This window comes from Arenibacter troitsensis, from assembly GCF_900177645.1.
GTDB lineage: Bacteria > Bacteroidota > Bacteroidia > Flavobacteriales > Flavobacteriaceae > Arenibacter > Arenibacter troitsensis.
Window position 1 is genome coordinate 354,044 of sequence record NZ_FXAO01000007.1, and the last position, 20,197, is coordinate 374,240.

A 20,197-nucleotide genomic window follows, 5' to 3' on the forward strand; every position below is an offset into this window, starting at 1 on the left:
GCTAGGTATATTATTTAGTATTCTATTTTTTTGAGGTCGTTTTTAGATGTTTTGCATCTATTAAAACCACTGGTCCTTAAGGATAAAAAATAAAAATAGGTATTTAGTGATATTTAGTTTTTTACTTTCAATTGCAGGGAACTGTCGTTTATCTCAAAGTCATTATTTTTCAACAATTGGATTATTTCAGCTCCCGCCAACATTACTGGACCATAACCATGTGCTGCGAACACATTGATGGGTCTGAAATAATAGAATGCAGGATCAAAACCCATTCCTGTACCTACACAAGTCCCTTCAACCTGTCCTTTGGCGTTTACCTTTGTGGCAACCGCATTCCATCCCAACAATGCCACTGGGGAATAAGCCAAACTGTCAATATACCCTCTATTGATTGCCCTTGCTATGGCATAGGTGTAGATTGCCGTTGCGGAGGTTTCCAAATACGTATCGTTCCGGTCTATCAGTTGGTGCCAAAACCCTGTTCCATTTTGATAGCGGGCCAATCCTTTGATATGATCCTGCAGTTGTGTTAATACCAAGGTATAACCAGGATGGCTCTTAGGCAATACTTCCAGCAATTCAACCATGGTCATTACGGCCCAACCGTTGGCTCTTGCCCAATGATATTGTGGGTGATCTTCCATAGCCATTACCCAGCCGTGCATGTATAATCCATTCGCTTTATTAAACATTCTTTCGGAAAATTGGGCAACTTGCTTTACTGCATCATCAAAATATTTCACCTCTCCGGTAAGTTTCCCCATTTGGGCCAATGCCGGAACACTCATAAAAAGATCATCTAGCCATAAAGTGTTGGGTTGGGGTCTGTTCCTGGCTAGTGTTCCGTCGGAAAACCTAAATTCCCTATGGCTTATATAATCTATAAAATTATCGATCAACGGTCTTAGGTCGGCTTTAAGGCCTGCCCTTTCCACTTTTATCATGGCTGCACAAATTGCACCGGCATCATCCAAAGCATGGGGATCAAGAACGGATGATATGGGAGAAGGGAAATCTTTGTTTTTCCTAAGCTGTTCTTTATAAAAGGGGGCAATATCCGCTATGAGCTTAATTCTCTTGTTGGTATAGTTGGCATATTTTGGGTTGCCGGTAGCTTCCGTGGCCAAAAGCATTCCAGCATAGGTAACTCCCCATTCGTAACTGGTAAGTCGGAATGCACCAGGTGCAAAAATGGTGTTTTCGTCCAGTTTTTTTAGATTGGATATTTCTTGATTGGATTTACTGTCAACCAATTTGGCAGGGGTTGATGCATCCAGAAAATTATAGACCCTGTCTAGGGTCACTGTGATTTCCTCTATGGTTTTGGCTCCGTAGGGCGTGGGATAATCGGGCTGCAGCAAATGCAATGGGGTTGTTACATCATTGGCAGGCTCTTGTGCCATTATTGCTGTTTGAACAGTTACTGCCAATAACACTATTGCCAATTTTTTGAGATTTGTATATTTAGATATATCCATTTCTTTTTCGGGCTTCAATTAATTTTTTATTTCTATATTGATTTCAGCTGAAAGTTGACGGGCCAGCTTTTTCAAATAATCTGTAAAATAGGTTTCGTCCGCAAACCTTTCGTTACTTAGCTCCCAGCCGGCAATGGCATAGTAGCTTGTAGGCTGGTTGTTACTTATTTTAAGTTTGGCCAAATAACTGTTGGAAAGATTACCAATTTTGGGGGCTTCCGTATGCCCTATAAATTTATCCTTGGGTACAATAAGTGCCATTCCCAGCCACCATTCCTTATCGTAGGTCTGCCGGTCATGAGTGTACAAAATCACATATTTACTATTATCATCAAAAATGCCCAATTCTTTATCCGTATTAATGTTTACAAGACCAACCGCCAAATATTCGTCTCCCTTTAGGCCAGATACCGCAACCTTATTTTTAAAGCCATACATCCCTGGCCAAATAGTAGTGGTTTCGTGGACCGAATAAGTCCTGTCATTGGGCATCCAATGGTCATATGTATAAGATAGCACAGATTTTACCGGTCCTTCTGCAACAATTTGAAACGATGTTTTTTCTACATTGTTTATAGAATCTTCTACGGTTACCCCCAATCTCATAAATTCATTCTCGGTCATAAGGGCATAGCCACCCAAGCCAACAGAATTGCCAACGGCAAGAATATCCCTGCCCCAATCTTCCATTACGTGATAGTTATCCACAACGGCACCATTCGCGTCAAGGCCAACATCCTCGGGAGATATCCCTGAGGTCTTTTTTCCAAAAAGGTCTTTTGCATTTCTGCCGTCCAAATAATGCCTAAACCCCACCTTGTCATTTTCCCAAGAAGGCCCATCCGTCTGGTATTGTTGGTAGCCTAGACTTTTGGGAAGTTCATTGGCCATCATGGTTTCACTTGTGGCAGGTTCTACAGGGGTATCTGCAGAGGTCCTTTTGCCAAACCTTACACTGGTTCTCATTTTGTATAATGGTTTTTGGTCTGTCCATAAAAGCCTCACTTCCTTTGATTCTTTTGGGTTAAAATTGGTTACAAAAAAAAGCTCGTCCCACTGCCCATCATTGTCCGTATCATTTAGTTGGGACGGAAGGGTGTCCTTATTAAAAAGAACCAGGGGATATAGGGCAAGGCCGTCTTTCGGTCTCAGTAATTTTTTATCTACGGAAATGGGCTTGTCTACAAGATCCACCTCTGATGTATTGGTCAATTCAATTACTTGGCCCCTCTCCACATCCTTTTTACAGGATGTGAATGCAGTCAACAAAACAAATGATAGGGTATAAACTGATGTTTTCATATGGTTGTCTTTTTGTTATAAAAGTGCTGTTATAAGGTGGTCCCCATTATTTAAAATAGAGGACTGTTTAATTCATTATAAACATCCTAATGGTCCAACTCGGCAATTAATCTAAATTGGTTCCCATGGGAGGTAATGATATTCGATAATAGTCAAGTTTATTGTTAGCAGGGGAACTACCTTGAATGGAAAGAAAGACATAAAAAAAGAACGTAATATAGAGTTGTCAAAAAACTAAAGATAATGGATTGGTTATGTACCAGTATCCTGTACTATACTGTATCCTAAATGTAACTCAATTTAGCGCACAATCTCCATTTTCAATCCATTTTATTTTGAAGAATACAGGATGGGACAGGTTGCCAAATGGTAAATAAGTTGTTATTTTTAGTATTTAAAGCGAATTATAAATCCTAAATCCCGGCACCAAGGTAATCGATTACAACCTAAAGTTGTGACTAGTAGGGGATTTTTGGGCAAATAAAGTTAAAAAAGGGCTTAAGTTAAATGATAGTATTACCTTAAGCTTAAAATGTGAATTGAAAAGATATTTACTAGTGAATAATGTATTAACTAAAAATATTGGATTAACCCTTCTTTTATTTTACATCGCTACGGTCTTTGTCAGTGCTCAGGAAAGCAACGTCTTATTTCCCGAGAAAACAAATAAGACCCAACCATGGACGCGTTGGTGGTGGATGGGTAGTGCAGTGGATACTTTAAATTTAAAACAGAATTTGATTCACTTGCACAAGGTGGGGATTGGAGGTGTGGAAATTGCACCTATATATGGGGTGAAAGGGGAAGAAAACAATTTTTTGGATCATTTGTCCCCTAAATGGATGCAAATGCTCGATTATACTATTAGGACAGCGGATAGTTTGGGCATGCAGGTGGACTTAACACTGGGAACAGGATGGCCCTATGGTGGTCCACAGGTAACTCAGGAATTTGCGGCCACAAAATTAATAACGCAAACCTATGAGGTACCTAAGGGGGAGAAATTTTCGAGGCATATCCTTGTCATGGATGATAAAGAAAAACAAACTGCCCATTTACAATATTTGTTGGCCTATGGAAACAAGGGCACATATATTGACTTGACACCACAACTTAGTGGGAACTGGATAGATTGGAAGGCACAAAAGGAAGATTTCACTGTTTATGCAGTATTTGTTGGTAAAACCGGACAAAAAGTAAAGCGGGCCGCTCCAGGTGGAAGTGGTTTTACCCTCGATCATTATTCCACCCACGCACTAAATGCATATGTACAACCTTTTAATAAAGCATTATCTGGTTTTGAAGGTAGAATTCGCTCCGTTTTTAATGATAGTTATGAAGTTTATGGAACCGATTTCACACCTAATTTTTTTAAGGCATTTGAAAAGTATCGCGGGTATGACCTGAAACCCTTTCTACCGTTATTATTGAGTAAGGATAATAATGAGGAAGGCAATAGGGTTAAAAGTGATTACCGGGAAACCTTGTCCGACTTATTATTGCTGGATTTTGATCATCCATGGACGGATTGGGCCCACGGCAAAGGTTTTAAATCACGACTACAAGCACATGGTTCACCAGGGAATTTGATTGATCTATACGCTTCCGCGGATATTCCCGAGTGTGAAACATTTGGTTCTATGCCTTATGAAATTCCAGGGTTTCGTAGGGAAAAAGAAGATATTCGAGAAGGTGATGCAGATCCCGTAATGTTAAAATTCTCATCCTCGTCAGCGCATATTGCAGGTAAACCTCTAACATCATCGGAAACTTTTACTTGGTTGCGGGATCATTTTAAGACGGCCCTTTCCCAATGTAAACCCGAAGTTGAGGATCTTTTTTTGAGCGGGGTAAATCATGTTTTTTTACATGGCACTACCTATTCCCCCAATCGCGCCCCCTGGCCGGGATGGAAATTCTATGCTTCGGTAAATTTTAACCCCAATCTTACTTTAGGAGCGGACGCAGCACAATTATTTTCCTATATTACCAATTGTCAATCTTATTTACAAGCTGGCAAACCGGATAACGAAACTTTACTCTATTGGCCGGTACACGATGTGTGGAACAGCTACTTGGACGGTGCACTCTTTTTTCAGTTTAAAATACATTCCTTGGAGGAATGGCTTCACAATCAGCCGTTTTATGAAACGACTAGAAGTCTAATGCAAAAAGGATACGGCGTAGACTTTGTTTCGGATAATTTTATAGAAAGGGCAACCTTTGCAAATGGTGAAATACAATTGCCAGGAGGAAGTTATAAAAGTATGATCGTACCTAGTTGTAAGTATTTGCCATTGGGTACCTTAAAAAAATTGATATCACTAAAAAAACAGGGTGCAAATATCATTTTTCAAAATCTCCCAGAAACCGTACCAGGGTTTAAGGACTATAAATTGCAACATAGTAAAATGCAGCAATTGCTATTGGATAATAAATCACTGGTTAATCCGTCGGAAAATATATTCATCGATTTGGAAAATGCACAGGTTGAGCCAGAGCTATTGGTTGAAACTGGTTTAAAATATTTACGAAGGGACCATGATGGCAATAAAATTTATTATCTAGTAAATCATACTTCGAAAAGTGTGGATCAATTTATTCCAATAAATGGTAGTTACAAGGAGGTGGAAATATTTGACCCCAATACGGATAAAGTTGGGAGGGCCAAAATTGTAAATAAAGGAGATAATACACTGGTTAAAGTCCAGATTCAAGCAGGAGAAACATTATTTTTAATAACAGCTGAAAATTCAAGCAATAAGGACTGGGAATATTTTGAAGTCAAAGGCGAATCCCATGAGATCAAAGGGGATTGGAAAATATCTTTTTTACGGGGCGGGCCAAGTATACCTGAAAATATTACCATTTCAAAATTGGAATCTTGGACAGCCTTGAGCAAAGCAGCTGGGGAATTTTCCGGTACTGCCAAGTATGAATTGGAATTTCAGAATTCAGATACTAAAACAGGGGCCTGGTTGTTAAAATTGGGAGATGTAAGGGAAAGTGCAAAAGTGTGGGTAAACGAAGTCTTTGTAGGAACCTTATGGTCCAACCCTTTTCAAATTACTATTGGATCCCTAAAAAAAGGGAATAACAAAATATCCCTCGAGGTTACAAACCTGTCCGCCAACAGGATTCGGGCAAAGGAATTAAGAGGGGAAGAATGGAAAATTTTCCACGAAATAAACATGGTGGACAAAGACTACAAAAAGTTTGACGCAACGTTATGGGAGCCCATGCCCTCCGGCATTTTAGGGCCTGTTACCTTAACTCCATTGGAATTGAATTAAAAAATGAAATTATGAAAAACCAACTCTTGTTTTTATGCATTACGGCTATTTCTATGCAATCAATATTTGCCCAAATTACCGATAAGTCCAAGGTATTGGAGCAAATGCAACTGGCCAATGAATATTTTATGAACAAATGGCCAGATGTGGGCAAAACGATCATTACCAACAGGGAACGGCCGAGCAATATTTGGACTCGGGGAGTATATTATGAAGGCCTAATGGCATTACATGAAATTTACCCTAAGGAAGCGTATTATAATTATGCCTTGGATTGGGCGGAATTTCACGAGTGGGGTTTTAGAAATGGCAATGCCAATCGCAACGCAGATGATTACTGCGCCGCCCAGACCTATATAGATCTTTATAATTTGGAGCCGGACCCCAAAAAATTAAAGAATACCAAGGCCTGTATCAATATGCTGCTGAATACCCCGCAATTGGATGATTGGTCTTGGATAGATGCTATTCAAATGGGAATGCCCGTATTTGCTAAATTGGGCGTTTTGGAGAAGGACAATCGCTATTATGAGAAAATGCACGGGATGTATATGTATACGCGTAATAAACATGGCGATAATGGGTTATTTAACCCTAAAGATGGATTATGGTGGCGCGATGCCGATTTTGATCCACCATACACTGAACCCAATGGAGAGGATACCTACTGGAGTCGCGGAAACGGATGGGTAATTGCTGCCTTGGCAAAAGTTTTGAGTATTATCCCCGAAAATGCTCCCCATAGAGATCAGTATATTAAGGACCTTAAATCCATGGCGGAAGCCTTGGTTCCCATCCAGAGAAAAGACGGCTTTTGGAATGTTAGTTTGCACGACCCCAAGCATTATGGGGGAAAGGAACTATCGGGCACCGCCCTGTTTATTTATGGGATGGCCTATGGGGTGAACAATGGAATTTTAGATAAAGAGACCTACCTCCCTATAATAGAAAAGGGTTGGGTTGCCATGACCACGGAAGGCTTGCATGCCAATGGATTTTTGGGGTATTTGCAATCTACGGGTAAAGAACCAAAAGATGGTCAGCCCTTATCCTATGATAAAGTCCCAGATTTTGAGGACTTTGGACTAGGTTGTTTTTTGTTGGCAGGAAGCGAAATTTATAAAATGAAGATATGATTCCGATAAGTGGAGTAAAATTATTTACCTATTTAACAATTTTATGGTTTACTTTTTATGGAGAGGTAACATTATATGCTCAGGAAGTTCTACCCGTTTGGCCGAATGGGGTACCTAATTCAATTCAGAATAAGGAGTATAAAGAGATAGTTACTTCTGGTGATGCCAAGGAGGTTAGTGGAATTAGTAAAGTTTCCACACCTACTTTGACGGCCTATTTGGTAGATGGAAATGAATCCAGTGGAGTTGCCGTGGTTATTTGCCCAGGAGGGGGTTATTCGCATTTGGCCATCAACAAGGAAGGTTACAAGGTAGCTAAATGGTTTAATAGTATAGGGGTTTCGGCATTCGTTTTAAAATATCGATTGCCCAATGATTTGATTATGAAAGATAAATCTATAGGGCCTTTACAAGATGCACAGGAAGCCATTAGGTTGGTAAGGCGCAATGCCGTTAAATGGAAGCTAGATCCCAACAAAATAGGAATTATGGGCTTTTCAGCTGGCGGTCATCTTGCTTCCACGCTTTCCACCCATTACAATGAAAAAGTGTATGATTCCCAACCCCTAAGTGCCCGCCCGGATTTTTCCATTTTGATCTATCCGGTAATATCCATGGAGGATGGCATTACACACAATGGTTCCAGAAAAAATTTGTTGGGAGAAAATGTAAGTGCTGACTTGTTAGATACATATTCCAATGAAAAGCAAATAGATGCCAGGACACCTCCAACTTTTCTAGTACATGCTCTTGATGATAAGGCCGTTCCTGTGGAAAATAGTATTAATTACTTGCTTAAACTTAAAGGGAATAATGTTCCTGCAGAGTTACATATTTATGAAAATGGAGGGCATGGTTTTGGATTGGGCAGGGAAGGTACCAATCAGTATTGGCCAGAATCCTTGAAACATTGGTTGATAAACAATAATATGGCCAAGTAAGGGAAGGTGTTAAATATTCTAGCCCATTCTTACTTGTATTCGTTTAGAATTTTATTTGTTGCTTTTCCATTTCATCAAGGGCTAGTTGGGCAACCAAGGTTGCTCCAGTTACGGATAGATGGGTATTGTCCTCAACACCGGTTGGCCTATAGGCATTTTCTCCTGGGGCAAAATGAAGATGGAGTTTTTTGGATCCTTCAACACCATAAGATATTTCCAATTGTTCCGTTAACAATTGTAAGTCTATAAATGGCACTAATAAATCCTTTGCCACCATTCTGGTCACCAAAGGATATGCTCCATGGGTGTCCACCAAAACCCCCTGTTCGTTAAAATTTCTCCTTGTTATGGAAGTGAAAAGAATAGGGAAGGCCCCTTTACTTCTGGTTTCGTTAACAAAACGTTCAAGGTTATAACGGTATTGGGTAAATGGGTTGGTATACCGTGTTGAATCTTGGGACTTTTGGTCATTATGGCCAAATTGGATAAAAACATAGTCTTTGGGATGTAAGGAATCCAATACTTTTTGCCATCGGCCTTCCTGAATAAAACTTCGACTGCTTCTGCCGTTTACGGCGTGGTTTTTAACAACCACCGCATTGGTTAATAACTTAGGAAGCATCTGTCCCCAACCACGTTCCGGATTATGCTCTGGGTCTGGCTTGTCTGCCATAGTAGAATCACCAATTAGATAGAGGCATGTTTTCTTTTGGGACAGACCTATTGAATCGGAGGTCTGGAAATTACCAATGGTATGGTTTTGGCTATTGTTCTGACCGCTTACCGTAGATGAAAAAACAAATAGAATGAAAAGAAGGATGTTTTTCATATTTAAGTTTATTGAGCTTTAAATTGTAGATACCAATCCGTGTGTTGGCCATGGCCCTTTCCTCCCAAGATTTTTTTTGAGGTGTATTTTTTAGCCTGTTTTTTTGTTAATTGGTGGCTCCATGAAACCCTCTGGGATGGCTTGTATCCCGGTCCAATACAGTTGTACTCGGCATAGAAAGATTGTTTTTCAGCTTCTTTGTTGGACCAATTGTCCCATCCAAGGGGAAGAATATGTGCACCCATGGAACAATTAATAAAAACTGTTTTGGCGTGGGTTCTCCATGGTCTTCCTAAATAGACTTCTGTGGCATGAGTATCGGCAGTAAGCCTGCAACTAATGAAAACATACCCGAAGTCTACCCCTTTTGGCGTGGATGCAGCGGTAATAAAGGAATTGGATTTACTATGTACGGTACAATTTTCAAAAACAGCAGTGGCATTGCCAAAAATAAAATCTGTGGTCCCCGAGATAAAGCAATTTATGTAATACTGTTGAAAGCCTTCACCAGAGGTATACAGTGTATCTTGATTTCCCAATATCCTACAGGTATCCACAAGGGCCCTGTCAGCATTAACAGCAAGGGCAACTGCTTGCCCAACGGCCCCTGCCGTATTTTGGATGGTGAGGTTGGTGGCATAAAAATCATTGCCCTCCACAAGAAGGGTAGGGGTGTGAAAAGTGCTGTTCCTACCCAGATCAATCTTGTCAAAATAGTCGTCATAGGTAATTATGGTACTGGCTATATCCTGCCCGATCAGCGATATTTTTGGATTCCATGAATAAACATGTACCTTCTCATAGTACACCCCACTCTTTATATGGATGACTACCCTTTGGTCTGGATAGGCTTTGGCAGAATTAATGGCTTCCTGAATTGTAGTAAAATCTCCACTACCATCCTTGGCAACAGTTATGTTGAAGCCCTTATTGGATATAGAACCATTTTTTGATTTATTTTGAGCAGTAAGGGTTGACGCCACAAAAAACGTCAGGAGGAGCAGTGTGATTGAAAACGGTCTTTGCATGATGCCTCTGTTGGTAAGGTAGGTGTTAAGTCCTATTGGTTGTGGAATTTAAAACCTAATTGTAATCGATTACATGAATATAGATAAAATATTATATCTTGTCAAGATTATTTTTCAAAACAGGGATCGATTGGAGGCTTTAATGCGGTTATAGGTGAAGAATATACCATGTATTGATCCTATATTTGAAATGTGTTGTTTATATCCTTTAATTTTGCGCCTATTTTTAAACTGGATTCTGTTTTAAAAGCGCATGCAGTTATTAATTTTTAGTAAACAACATCGGTATTGTTATAATAAACAAGTAGATATTTCATGAAAAAGAAAACGACCATATATGACATAGCAGCAAAACTAGGTCTCACTGCTGCAACCGTCTCTAGGGCCCTAAACAACAATACCAAAATAAGTTTTAATACGCGGAAGCTGGTTCTGGAGACTGCCTTGGAAATGAATTATGAACAAAATAAGCTGGCTTTGGCCCTAAAAAGTGGCAAGAGTTATAATGTAGGGGTTATTGTTCCAAGAATAGATAGTAATTTCTTTTCTTCGGTGATACGTGGTATTGAAGAAGAATTGTATCCCAAGGGTTACCATGTAATAATCTGTCAGACCCATAACCAGGAAAATATAGAAAACGAAAAAATAAACTCGCTCGTAAATGTACAAGTTGATGGTATATTAATGTCTATTTCCAATGCCAATCTGGAGGCGAACAAGGGGTTAAATAAACTTTTAAAAAATAAAAAGACGCCATTGGTCTTTTTTGATAGGAAGAAGGATATTAAGGGGATCAGTTCTGTAACCATAGATGATTTTAAAGGGGGTTACGACGCAACCAAACATTTGTTGGACCAGGGTTGCAAGCGCATAGCACATTTGTCCAACGATAGGAATTTTGAAATATTTAGAAATAGGTATTTAGGTTACAGACAAGCCTTGTTGGATAATGGAATTGAATTTGATGAAAGCTTGGTCATTGAAACACAGAGTAACGTGCAGGATGGCAGAAGGGCAGCAAGGTTACTTTTGGACATGGAAGCACCCCCGGATGCTATTTTTTCTTCAAGCGATTTTGCTGCCTTGGGAGCTATTCAGGAAATAAAGGAAAGTGGATTTAATATTCCAGAGGATATGTGCGTTGTAGGTTTTTCCAATGAACCTTTCACTAGATTTATGGAGCTCACGACCATAAGTACGGTAGATCAATTTCCGCTTGATATGGGAAGAAAGGCTGCCCAAGTTTTTTTGGAAGAAGTGGGCCATACAGAAGATGTCAAAACAACACAGAATATAGTGCTTACCCCGGAGTTGATTGTTAGGAGATCATCTTCAAAAAAATAGAAAGGTTGAAGAAATTATTTCAATTCTTCAACCTTCCATTATTTGCTAATTAGGGCAGTTGTTTAACAATTATTATAAAGATACCCCTCTGCGCCAAGGAATAAAATCGTTTTGATTGAGTAATTTTGCCTTGGTTTGAATCTTGCCACTGGCCACATCGATAATAAAGTTCAACATTTCCTCTGCCATTTCCTCAATGGTCTTTTCACCTCTTATTACCGCTCCGGTTTCAATATCGATTATATCGGGCATTCTTTCCATAAGTTCCGTATTGGAAGAAACTTTTATAATGGGGGCAATTGGATTTCCTGTCGGGGTGCCCAAACCGGTCGTAAATAGTACCACGTTGGCTCCTGAACCAACCATGGCCGTAGTACTTTCCACATCGTTTCCGGGGGTACACAGTAGATTTAGGCCGGGTTTGGTAATGTATTCCCCATAATCCAATACATCCTGTACCGGGGAGGTGCCCCCTTTTTTTGCGGCCCCGGCCGATTTCATCGCATCGGTAATTAAGCCGTCCTTAATATTTCCAGGTGATGGATTCATGTCAAAACCTGAACCTGCATCCACCACCGATTTTTCATAGGCCTTCATTAGCTTTAAAAATTTCTGTCCCTTGTCATCATCCACACATCGGTTTACCAGTTCCTGTTCTACCCCACATAGCTCCGGAAATTCGGACAGTATGGCCGTACCATGAAGTGCCGCCAATAAATCCGAAACTGCTCCCAGAGTAGGATTCGCCGATATACCGGAAAAACCGTCCGATCCACCACATTCCAATCCAACCCGTAATTTGGATAATGGAGCTGGTTTACGCTCGGCATTATTAGCCTTTTTAATGGCTTCAAAGGACTCTTTTACAATGGCCGATAACATATCATCGACGGTACCCATTTGTTGTTGCTCAAATATGAGTACCGGTTTGTTCAGGTTGGGGTTAATGGAGTTCAAGGCTTCCTTAAAAACACTTATCTGCAGGTTCTGGCAGCCCAAGCTCAATACCGTGGCACCAGCCACATTGGGATTGTTTACGTAGCCCGCCAATAATTTGGCCAAACTTTCGGAATCTTGCCTTATACCACCACAGCCCCCAGGGTGGGTTATAAATTTTACATCAATATTATCGAAAACATTATAGGAATTGTTTTCAACCAAAGCTTCTTCCGGTGTATTGTTCACCAAGGAACGAAGCAACATTTGATGCGGATTCACTTTTTGCTTTAAAAGTTCCTTTTCAAAAACTTCCTTTAGGATTTCTATGTTCCTGTTTTCACAAAAAACCAATGGAAAAAACAGCCATACATTTTCGGTACCAACCTGTCCGTCTTCCCGATGGTACCCTAGGAATGTTCTGTCCTTCCATTTTTCCACATTGGGGGCGGTCCAACCAATGGTTTCGGTTTTTCCAAAAACTTTTTCACTTTGGTGCTTAACATTTTCGGTGGTGAGTACATCTCCTTTTTCAATAATGCCATTGGCACTTCCTACAAGTACTCCGTACATTGTGATCCTATCCCCGGATTCAAATTTTTGCAAGGCAATTTTGTGTTTGGACTTGATATCCGAAAGCACGGTGATTTCTTGGCCTTCAAAAGATATTACCTCTCCCGCCTTTAAATTCACCAAAGCAACGGCAACGTTATCCGATGAATTTACTTTTATAATTTTACTTTTCATTGTAATGAGGTATAGTTCATTTTTTTTAAAGCTTAATATATTTTGCTAAAATTGGCAAAGCCTACTTCTATGCCGTTGGTGTCAATTTCTTCAAGGGCCAATGCAACTGCATTGGCAAGGTTTTCAATATGGTTTAGATCCTCTCCCCAATAGCTAGTATTGCCCAAGGCTTTTGTAGCTATTTGCCCATAATTATTGGACTTCCATATTTCGGCAAAGTCATCTACTATTTCAGCACTGTCGTTAACGGGCAGATCACCACCCTTCCAGGTTCCTTTATAAAATCTAATTAAAGCTGCAAAGGCGAAGGTTAGGTTGGTTGGTAATTTTTTATTGCGCACTACATACTCCAATAAACTTGGCAATACCCTTACCTTAAATTTAGAAATGGAATTGAGTGCTATACTGGATAGATTATGGATAATAAACGGGTTCCTAAAGCGGTCCAAAACTTCTTCGGCAAAGCTGTCCAGCTCCTTTTTATCCATTGGAAGGGTCTGGTTTATCTCGTTGAAGATGGCGTTATTTACAAAGGCACCTGTAAAATCATTGTCTACGGTTTGTTTAACGGTTGTATTGCCGTACAATAAAGAAAATGGTACCATGGCGGTATGGGCACCGTTTAGGATTCTAACCTTTCTGGTTCTATAAGGCTGCATGTCCTCTACTATCTTTACGTCTAGATCTGTTTTGTAAAAGGGTAATTTTTCTTTTAGTTTATCATCGCCTTCAATTACCCAAAGAAAAAATGTTTCTGCCGCAACAATTAAATTATCCTTGTAGGAGAGTTGGGAATTGTATGCCTCAATTTCATCCTTGGGATAACCGGGTACAATGCGGTCTACCAATGTGTTATGGAAGGAGCAGTGTTGGTTGAGCCAAGTTTTAAAATCTTCGCCCAGTTTCCAATCATCTGAGTATTTTATAATTATTTCCTTAAGTGTATCCGAATTGTAATTGATCAATTCACAAGGAATTATGGTCAGGCCCTTATTGGCATCCCCTTTAAAATATTTAAAACGTTCATACAAAAGGACCGTTAATTTGGCAGGAAATGAAGTTGGGGGCTGCATGTCCAATGAATCGGTGTCAACATAAGCTATACCGGCTTCGGTAGTATTGGAAATAATAAACTGAAGTTGCTCCTCCTTGGCCAAACTTAAGTAGTCCTTAAAATTGCTGTAAGGGTCTATTCCTTTTACAATATTGGTAATGAGTTGTTTAAGTTGAATCTCTTTGCCCTTCTGTATACCTTTTAGGAACAGGGTGTATAGTCCATCTTGGTCGTTTAGCATTTTTACCAAACCTCGGTCTATGGGCTGTACCACCGCTATGCCCGCATCAAAATTGGCTTCCTCATTTAGTTTTTGGAAGGCATAGTCTACAAAGGCTCTTAAAAAGTTTCCTTCTCCAAATTGTACGACCTTAATTGGTGGGGTAGATTCTAAATTGGTTATTGTTCTGTTTAATAAATTCATGTGTTCAAAATTATAGGTTGATATTGGCCATTTATGGTTATTCACATCTTATTCTACTGGGTATTTTTTCCGGTATCCAATGTTTGGGAAGTGGGTTTTAAAACTTTTTGTGGTCCTCGTATTGTTACAATGTAATCGATTACACAAAAGTACTATAAATTATTTTATATCCAACTTATTTCTTTTCCGCTTCGGAAGTTTTTGTTTTAAACAATGGAGTACCGGCTGTAAATTGGAAGAGGTACACATGGTATTTTCTCACCGTATCCAAATCATGGAACATGTATAGGATAGTTGGTTCAACTAGGATGTCTTGACCACTTACAATACAATCAAAGCCAACCACCATTAACTGCTAAAGACTTTAGCCTACATCATTTATAATTGGATTACTTTCTTTTCCTTGTTACTTAGTAGGGCTGCTTCAATTACTCTAATTACATTCATTCCTTCCGTTCCTGTAACCGGTACGGACCCATTATTTCGCAAGGCTTGGTAAATACCTTCATAATATTCCATATAATCCCCATTTAGCGTAGGTATATGTTCCCTAATTATTTTACCTTCTTTCTCGGTATGCAACAATCCTTTTTCCTTATCCGGTTCGGCTCCCCAATCCTTTGACCCGGGTATTTTTCCGGCCTGGAGCTCTGCCTCCTGAATATCCGCTTTGGATTTAATGAAAGAGCCCTTGGTACCGTGTAGAATATTTCCGGGCAAGGCTTCACGAACATAGTAGCTGGATTTCAATATTACCCTATGGCTGCTGTAGAACAATTTTACATCAAAATAATCCCCAACTTTGGAATTGGGGCGAAAGGTATCCAGATCGCCGTAGACGGCCTTCGGCATACCAAACAACATCAATGCCTGATCTATTAAATGTGAACCTAGGTCATATATACTTCCAACGGCGGCCGTGGGTATTTCCTTATGAACCTTGTAACTCAGCCCCGGGTCATAACGATCATAATGGATTTCCGCTTCAACAATGTTTCCCAACCATCCCTCATCCAAGACTTTTTTCACGGTTTTAAAATCACTGTCATATCTTCTATTGTGGTATACAGAAAGTGTTACATTTTTTTCTTTGGCCAGCTGTATCAGTTCTTCTGCTTGCTTTACAGTGGCAGTAAAAGGCTTTTCCACAACTACATTTTTTCCTGAATTAATGACCTGTTTGGTAAAATCATAATGGGTAACACTAGGTGTATTCACTACTACCAGTTCAATATTTTGGTCTGCCAACATTTCTTCCAAGCTGCGGAAGGTTTTAATATTTGGATATTTGGCCTGGGCGTTGTTCTTGGTCCTCTCCCAAACCCCGTATAAATTGAACGCTGGGTGCACCTCAATGAAGGGAGCGTGAAAAACGTATCCACTCATTCCGAAGGAACATAAGGCTGTGTTTATTGGTATCATTGGTTTAGATTTTTTAATAATTACATATAAATTTTGAATACTACTGATCTATTCCGGATAAATTTAACAATGGATTCGGAACTTTCCGGGTCAATCTATAAAAAGATTGGGCAATGCCAGTGATAACGATGGAAACAAGGTGACCAAAATCAATACTAGAAAACTGACCAACAAAAATGGCAGGCCAGCTTTACTAACGGCACCTATGGAAATCTTTCCAATACTGGAAGCCACAAAAAGGCAGACCCCAACAGGTGGGGTCGTTAACCCTATAATTAAATTCAGCACGGCTATTACGGCAAAATGTATGGGGTCAACATCCACCGCAACAGCTACTTTAAGTAGTATCGGAAAAAGTATCAATAAGGCGGCGATGGTCTCCATAAAGGTGCCTACCACGATCAACAACATATTGATCAGTAGTAAAACCACATATTTATTGTCTGAGAATCCCAAGATTTCCTTGGAGATCTCTTGCGGAATTTGCTCCGTAATCAATATATATCCAAAAAGATTGGCAAAACCCACTAAGACCATCAGGGAGGCGGAAGTCTTCATACTGTCGAGCACAATAACCTGGGTATTTTTCAAATTCAATTTTTTATAAACGAACTTTCCAATAATCATAGCATAGACTACAGCAATAATCGAGGCTTCCGTTGGGGTAAATATTCCGCCTACAATGCCATATAGGATGATAAATGTCATTAAGAGCGACCAAAACGTATCTACAAAACTGCCTGCCACATCCCTTAGACTACTGCGTTTATGTTTTGGGTATTTTTTGCGTTTGGATATGAAATAGGCAGTGAACATAAGACCTACCCCCAATAACAAACCTGGGAGTGCTCCTGCCAAAAACAATTTTCCTACAGACAACCCGCTCAAGGTCGCCGCTATGATCATGGGTACACTTGGGGGGATTATGGGCCCTATGGTAGAGGAGGCTGCTGTAACGGCACATGAAAAGTCCGTATCGTAGCCTTCCTTTTTCATGGCAGGAATCATAATGGAGCCCATACTGGCCGTATCCGAAATGGCTGTACCAGAAATTCCGGCAAAAAGCATGGAAGCACCAATATTGACCAAGGAAAGTCCCCCGCGAATATGACCTAACAGGTGGTTGCAGAACTTAATAATTTTTTCAGTGAGCCCACCTTGGTTCATGAGATTTCCTGCAAGGATGAATCCAGGAACACTTAACAGTACAAAGACATCAATGCCAGAGTACATTTTCATGGGTACAATGATCAAAGGGACCCCTTTTACAACCAAATAACTTAAACAGGCAAGCCCTAATGCGAAGGCAATGGGAAAGCGAAGTACAAGACCAAGAATAAAAACGATAACCAATATCCAAATCATGGTCTAGATTTTTTAATAATTTTCATAATTTTTATGAGCAAGTAATAACCTATGGATGTGGACATGATAAATATGCTAAAGAAGGCAATACCCATATTGAAGCCCATACTCGGGGATTTTTCAGGTATTCCCAAAATGATGAATTTAATGGCGTATACGGCCATGACAACAAAAAGAATGAGGGTAATTGAGGGTACTGCCAGGTTTAATGTTTTCTTGATCCTTTCTGGAAAACGCTCGTAAAACATGTCCAAATGCACATAAAACTCATTCTTCATTGCCAGACCTGAGGCGAAAGACATAGCATAAATAAAGAATATACGAGAGGCCTCCTCTGTCCAAGCTGGGGTGTTCATGGGCGTAAAACGACAAATTATCTGAAGTAGAACAGTGAACAACAGGCCATATGTACTTAATAAGGTCCCCATTTTTAACAGGCGGCCAACGGTTTTATTTAGCATTGTCTTATTCTTTTTTTAGTTCTTTGTATATTTTTTGAATTTCCGGGGAGAGGCTTTCATAAATGGCCTTTTCACTTTTTTTTGCAAAGGCTTCTTTGTCCACTTCTATAAATTGCATACCCTCTGCCTTCAGTTCATTCTGAACATTTTTTTCGTTTTCCAGATAGAGCCGGTGTTCGTAGTGCTGCATTTCCTTACCTGCCTGTAGAAAGATTTCCTGAAGGTCCGGGGGCAGCTTTTGAAATTGCTTTTCGCCAACTACAGGGTATACCCAACTAATAACATGTCCTGTTAGGTTGAGGTATTTTTGTACCTCGGAGAAACCTGCGTTATGTATCATGGCAAACGGATTTTCCTGGGCCTCTATGGTGCCTTGTTGAAGTGAAGTAAACACTTCGGAAAATGCCATGGGAGTTGGTTTGGCACCCAGTGCGCTCCATGTGGTAACGAATGCGGGCACATTTGGAACCCTAATAATAAGACCTTTTAGGTCGTCCGGGTGCCGTATGGGTCTATTGGATGTTAAATGCCTTGGGCCCCTTTCAAAATGGCCTAGGGCGCGTAAGCCTGCCTTTTTTATCATTTCCTCTTCCATTAATTTCCCTACCGGACCATTAATATAGCGGTTCATATCGGTAGAGTCGCGCATTAGGAAAGGCAGTTCACAAAATGTGGCCACCTCGAACCAATTGGTCAAAGTAGACCCTGTGGTGGTCATATCGATAACCTCTGCCTGTATAAGTCGAATAGCCTCAATTTCCTTGGCCAATTGTTCAGAGGGGTATAATTCCACCTTGATGCGTCCTTTGGAACGTTCTTCCACAATTTCTGCAAAATGGGCAAAGGCCTTGTACCAGGTATGGCCTTCATTGACCAACAGGGCGGTCCGCATCAAAAACTCTGGTTCTTTTTTTCGTGTTTCACATTGGGTGAAGAGAAATATGAGGAAAATAGGCATTATTATTTTAGCCTGGAAACGAGCCATCCGAAGTGGATATTTCATGGTTTTGGTCCTAAATTGGTTATTCCTTATAAATATAACTATTTAGTTGTTACTGCGATCAAAGTTACTTGGGCACAGTCCGGAAAAATATGGATTACGGTGAATAGGGCAAACCTTTTGGCATGTCTCGTGTTCCAATGTTAAAATAAATCCTTGGAGCATTTCGTAAATTTTATTGAGCATAAAATTCTTCCAAAATTTTAATGGCTTCTTCATCGGACACCTGATCAAAATCCATATAAAATTGTCCTACGGCCTGAAAATTGAAGGGTGTCTCCAAGCAAACCACTTCATCAATATAGGAGGCTAAATTTAATTTTTGTACTGTTGATTTAGGGGCTACCGGTATGGCGATCACAATTTTTTCCGGCCTTCGGTCATAGACCAGTTGTGCGGTGACCCTTATGGTATTCCCTGTGGCGATACCATCGTCAATAATGACTACGATTTTATCCTTTAAGGCTATGGGCGACCTATTCCTATAATACAGGGCCAGTCTTTTTTTAAGTTTTTCGCGAAGTCGTTTCTTTTCTTTCTCGATATAACTGATTGAAATTTCAATGTCATCGTCTAGGATTATATTGTTGAGACTAACGGCCCCGATGGCAAATTCCTTGTTGAACGGATGGCCTATTTTCTTGGAAAGGGCAACATCCAATTTTGCGTTTAATGATTTGGCTACAATAGCTCCCAATGGCAGCCCACCCCTTGGGATGGCCAAAATCACTACATTCTCTTTGTCTTTATATCTCTTTAGCTTTTCAGCTAGTTGGAGTCCTGCATCTATTCTGTCCTTAAACATTTGTTGTGGTTTTTTAGTTATCGGCTATTTTTTAAACCTGGATGCGGAGAGTTCTGCCGCTTTCTCTATGTATTATCGTGCTTAGAAAGTGCACTTATTCTAGGATCGCATTAAGGTTTCCTATAGGGTCGATTTTTCTATCCTGCATCTATTGGCAGAAAGAAATGAGAACTATGGGAGCTTAAACAAGTACAATAAAATAAGCTAAATTATAGGGAATCGCTATGACATTGGTCATATGTTTATCCCTTAAGTAATCGGAAATTTCATATTTTGGGATATAGTGGGGAATAAGGCTGTAGGAAATGTAAAATAAGATTCGGTGGATTTTGGGATCAGGAACAATTGTTGTGTTTATGTAAAATTGGGATTAATTTGATCACTCATGTTTTTTGAACAATAGTTTTAATTAATAGGAGCAATCTAGAAAAACCAACGATTAAATCATTCTTTCATTTTACTCAATGGGTTGTTATTGTTTTTATCGGATTTCGTGAATCTTCGATTTCTTTGTTTTCCAATGAAACCGACGCAGGAGGTTCATGAATACCTTATTATAAAATAGAAAGGCCATGAATAAAACGAAACAAACCCGCCTTGCCGTCGGGCAGGAGAAAAGACCCTTCTTC

15 protein-coding genes are annotated in these 20,197 nt (G+C 39.9%); 4 read left to right on the forward strand and 11 right to left on the reverse strand.

The window, feature by feature from the left end; genetic code table 11:
• Window positions 1-113: 113 nt before the first annotated feature.
• Both B9Y87_RS16935 and B9Y87_RS16940 read right to left on the reverse strand, forming a co-directional pair.
• Entirely contained in the window at window positions 114-1,499 is a 1,386-nt protein-coding gene (locus B9Y87_RS16935; RefSeq protein ID WP_245808731.1) for a glycoside hydrolase family 88/105 protein, read from the reverse strand.
• Window positions 1,500-2,783 carry a DUF4861 domain-containing protein gene (locus B9Y87_RS16940; protein WP_085500148.1) on the reverse strand — a complete coding sequence of 428 codons (1,284 nt, stop codon included), beginning with the start codon at window positions 2,781-2,783 and terminating at the stop codon, window positions 1,500-1,502. It abuts the gene before it with no gap.
• Window positions 2,784-3,340: 557 nt separating this feature from the next.
• Here B9Y87_RS16940 and B9Y87_RS16945 point away from each other — a divergent pair.
• Genes B9Y87_RS16945 through B9Y87_RS16955 form a run of 3 tightly spaced genes read left to right on the forward strand, consistent with a single transcriptional unit; the run spans window position 3,341 to window position 8,153 of the window.
• The gene (locus B9Y87_RS16945; protein ID WP_245808732.1) at window positions 3,341-6,076 is read left to right on the forward strand and encodes a glycosyl hydrolase; all 2,736 of its coding nucleotides are present in this window, start codon (window positions 3,341-3,343) and stop codon (window positions 6,074-6,076) included.
• An 11-nt stretch (window positions 6,077-6,087) separates the two neighbouring features.
• Window positions 6,088-7,212, forward strand: coding sequence for a glycoside hydrolase family 88/105 protein (locus B9Y87_RS16950; RefSeq protein WP_085500149.1), 1,125 nt, complete (start codon window positions 6,088-6,090; stop codon window positions 7,210-7,212).
• Window positions 7,209-8,153 (forward strand): alpha/beta hydrolase, encoded by a 945-nt coding sequence (locus B9Y87_RS16955; RefSeq protein WP_085500150.1) that lies wholly within the window; start codon window positions 7,209-7,211, stop codon window positions 8,151-8,153. The genes B9Y87_RS16950 and B9Y87_RS16955 overlap by 4 nt, the downstream gene beginning before the upstream one ends.
• A gap of 43 nt (window positions 8,154-8,196) precedes the next feature.
• Here B9Y87_RS16955 and B9Y87_RS16960 read toward each other — a convergent pair whose 3' ends face one another.
• Together B9Y87_RS16960 and B9Y87_RS16965 are read right to left on the reverse strand one after the other, a co-directional pair.
• Window positions 8,197-8,982 carry a rhamnogalacturonan acetylesterase gene (locus B9Y87_RS16960; protein WP_085500151.1) on the reverse strand — a complete coding sequence of 262 codons (786 nt, stop codon included), beginning with the start codon at window positions 8,980-8,982 and terminating at the stop codon, window positions 8,197-8,199.
• 8 nt (window positions 8,983-8,990) lie between these two features.
• A complete protein-coding gene (locus tag B9Y87_RS16965) occupies window positions 8,991-10,010 on the reverse strand; it encodes a pectinesterase family protein (protein ID WP_085500152.1) in 1,020 nt (339 codons plus the stop codon).
• Window positions 10,011-10,325: 315 nt separating this feature from the next.
• On the opposite strand from B9Y87_RS16965, the gene B9Y87_RS16970 reads away from it, so the two are divergent.
• Window positions 10,326-11,354 carry a LacI family DNA-binding transcriptional regulator gene (locus B9Y87_RS16970; protein WP_085500153.1) on the forward strand — a complete coding sequence of 343 codons (1,029 nt, stop codon included), beginning with the start codon at window positions 10,326-10,328 and terminating at the stop codon, window positions 11,352-11,354.
• Window positions 11,355-11,426: 72 nt separating this feature from the next.
• On the opposite strand, the gene B9Y87_RS16975 is transcribed toward B9Y87_RS16970, so the two are convergent.
• The 7 genes from B9Y87_RS16975 to B9Y87_RS17005 form a co-directional block, all read right to left on the reverse strand.
• Entirely contained in the window at window positions 11,427-13,037 is a 1,611-nt protein-coding gene (locus tag B9Y87_RS16975) for a UxaA family hydrolase (RefSeq protein ID WP_085500154.1), read from the reverse strand.
• 32 nt (window positions 13,038-13,069) lie between these two features.
• Complete coding sequence (locus tag B9Y87_RS16980) at window positions 13,070-14,515, reverse strand: tagaturonate reductase (protein ID WP_085500155.1); 1,446 nt, start codon at window positions 14,513-14,515, stop codon at window positions 13,070-13,072.
• Window positions 14,516-14,893: 378 nt separating this feature from the next.
• The gene (locus B9Y87_RS16985; protein ID WP_085500156.1) at window positions 14,894-15,937 is read right to left on the reverse strand and encodes a Gfo/Idh/MocA family oxidoreductase; all 1,044 of its coding nucleotides are present in this window, start codon (window positions 15,935-15,937) and stop codon (window positions 14,894-14,896) included.
• A 90-nt stretch (window positions 15,938-16,027) separates the two neighbouring features.
• Window positions 16,028-17,302, reverse strand: a complete 1,275-nt coding sequence (locus B9Y87_RS16990; protein WP_085500157.1) for a TRAP transporter large permease — start codon at window positions 17,300-17,302, stop codon at window positions 16,028-16,030.
• Window positions 17,299-17,763 (reverse strand): TRAP transporter small permease, encoded by a 465-nt coding sequence (locus tag B9Y87_RS16995; protein WP_085500158.1) that lies wholly within the window; start codon window positions 17,761-17,763, stop codon window positions 17,299-17,301. The genes B9Y87_RS16990 and B9Y87_RS16995 overlap by 4 nt, the downstream gene beginning before the upstream one ends.
• A 4-nt stretch (window positions 17,764-17,767) precedes the next feature.
• Window positions 17,768-18,766: a TRAP transporter substrate-binding protein gene (locus tag B9Y87_RS17000; RefSeq protein WP_217807533.1), complete on the reverse strand. Its 999-nt coding sequence runs from the start codon at window positions 18,764-18,766 to the stop codon at window positions 17,768-17,770.
• Window positions 18,767-18,938: 172 nt separating this feature from the next.
• Window positions 18,939-19,568 carry a phosphoribosyltransferase gene (locus tag B9Y87_RS17005; protein ID WP_085500160.1) on the reverse strand — a complete coding sequence of 210 codons (630 nt, stop codon included), beginning with the start codon at window positions 19,566-19,568 and terminating at the stop codon, window positions 18,939-18,941.
• Window positions 19,569-20,197 lie beyond the last annotated feature (629 nt).